Below are 1,996 nucleotides of genomic sequence, written 5' to 3'. Positions count from 1 at the left end.
GGGGGCCGGTGCCGGGCGTTGAGGGCGTGAGAGGGGCGGTGGACGCCCCGAGGGCAGGGAAGGGTGGCGCATGGGCATGGTCCGGGTCCAGGACGTGCGGAAGACCTACGGCACGGGTGCCGCGGCCGTCTCCGCCCTCCGCGGCGTCTCCCTGGACATACCCGAGGGAGAGCTGGTCGCCCTCAAGGGCCGCTCCGGCTCCGGCAAGACCACACTGCTGAACATCGTCGGCGGCCTCGACACCCCCGACTCCGGCACCGTGGTGGTGGACGGCCACGACCTGTCGTCCCTGGGTGAGGAGAAGCTGCTCGCCCTGCGCCGCGACCGCATCGGCTTCGTGTTCCAGTCCTTCGGGCTGATACCGATCCTCACCGCCGCCGAGAACGTCGGTGTCCCGCTGCGTCTGCGCGACGCGGACCCGGCCGAGCGCGAGGAACGCGTCGAGCTGCTGCTCTCCCTGGTGGGTCTCGCCGGGCACGCCGCCCAGCGACCCGCCGAGCTCTCCGGCGGGCAGCAGCAGCGGGTGGCGATAGCCCGCGCCCTCGCCAACAGCCCGGCGCTGCTCATCGCCGACGAGCCCACCGGTCAGCTGGACGCGGAGACGGGCCACTCGGTCATGGAGCTGCTGCGCGCCGTGGTCCGCAGCGAGGGGGTGACCGCGCTGGTCGCCACCCACGACAACACCCTGCTCGACCTCGCCGACCGGGTGCTGGAGCTGGCCGACGGCCACGTCGTCGAGGCGGCCGCGGACGCCGTCGTCCAGGCGGTCGTCTAGGCGGGTCGCGGAGGCGAGCCCCGACCCGGCGGATCGTGTGGAAGGCTGCATTCCGCTTGGGTTCCGGCGTCCGCGCACCCCCGGTAGGCTGCAGACATGAGCGCTGTTCCCCGTTCCGACAAGCCGGTGGGCCGGTTCCGCCGCATGATCGACCGGCTCTCCTCGTCCCAGGAGGACCTGGAGCGCGAGGAGCTGCGGGAGGAGACGGACACTGCGGGAATGACCCGAATAGGTGACTGCAGCGACCGTGAGGTCGTTACGGTCACTGGTACCTTGCGCACGGTCACCCTGCGCCCGCGGGCCGGGGTCCCGGCCCTGGAGGCCGAGCTGTTCGACGGCTCCGCCTCCCTGGACCTGGTGTGGCTGGGCAGGCGCTCCATCGTGGGCGTCGAACCCGGACGCAGGCTGATCGCGTCGGGCCGGATCACCCTGATCCACGGCCGTCGTGTGCTGTTCAACCCCCACTACGAACTGAGACCCCTCGGACGGGAGTAGCCGGTGACGTCGCTCGACAAGCCGACCGAAGAGACGCAGCAGCCGGAGCACGACTCACGGGCTGCGACCGAGGCCGCGCTGGGCGAGGCGTTCGGCGGAATCCGCGGCATGATCGAAACGGTCGTGCCGGGGCTGCTCTTCGTCGCGATCTACACCGTCAACAAGGACCTGCACATCTCGGCCATCGCCGCGCTCGCGGTGTCGCTGCTGATGGGCGTGGTCCGGCTGATCCGCAAGGACACCGTCAAGCACGCCTTCAGCGGCGTCTTCGGCGTGGCCTTCGGCGTCGTCTTCGCCATGATGACGGGCAACGCCAAGGACTTCTACCTGCCCGGCATGCTCTACACGCTGGGACTCGCGGTCGCCTACCTGCTCTCCACGGCGCTGGGCTTCCCGCTGATCGGCGTGATCCTGGGACCGCTGTTCAAGGAGAACCTGTCCTGGCGGAAGCGCAATCCCGGACGGAAGAAGGCCTACGCGAAGGCGAGTGTCGCCTGGGGGCTGATCCTGCTCGCCAAGTGCGCCATTCTCTTCCCGCTCTACTGGTGGGCTGACACCACCGAGCTCGGCTGGGTGCTGATCTCGCTGAAGATCCCGCCGTTCCTGCTGGCGGTCTGGCTGACCTGGGTGTTCCTGGCCAAGGCGCCCGCTCCGATCGACGTCTTCGCCGAGATGGAGGAGCGGGAGCGGGAGGAGGCGGCCGCGGCGGAAGCCGCTGCCGCGGAG

3 protein-coding genes are annotated in these 1,996 nt (G+C 70.4%); all 3 read left to right on the top strand.

Annotated features, from left to right (window positions below):
- Positions 1–70: 70 nt before the first annotated feature.
- A complete protein-coding gene (locus HW445_RS28690) occupies positions 71–775 on the top strand; it encodes an ABC transporter ATP-binding protein (protein ID WP_180223759.1) in 705 nt (234 codons plus the stop codon).
- 96 nt (positions 776–871) lie between these two features.
- Positions 872–1,270 carry an OB-fold nucleic acid binding domain-containing protein gene (locus tag HW445_RS28685; RefSeq protein WP_180223758.1) on the top strand — a complete coding sequence of 133 codons (399 nt, stop codon included), beginning with the start codon at positions 872–874 and terminating at the stop codon, positions 1,268–1,270.
- Between the two features lie 3 nt (positions 1,271–1,273).
- Positions 1,274–1,996 (top strand): DUF3159 domain-containing protein (locus HW445_RS28680; protein WP_180223757.1); only part of this gene is annotated, 723 nt, incomplete at its 3' end.

This window comes from Streptomyces sp. UH6 (genome assembly GCF_013421635.1).
Taxonomy (GTDB): domain Bacteria; phylum Actinomycetota; class Actinomycetes; order Streptomycetales; family Streptomycetaceae; genus Streptomyces; species Streptomyces abyssomicinicus.
Note: the sequence above shows the minus strand (reverse complement) of the source record. Positions and strands in the feature narration are given on the sequence as shown.

Excerpts from the sequence above, each read along its gene's own strand:
- HW445_RS28690 (WP_180223759.1), top strand. The coding sequence starts at position 71 with ATGGGCATGGTCCGGGTCCAGGACGTGCGGAAGACCTACGGCACGGGT.
- HW445_RS28685 (WP_180223758.1), top strand. The coding sequence starts at position 872 with ATGAGCGCTGTTCCCCGTTCCGACAAGCCGGTGGGCCGGTTCCGCCGC.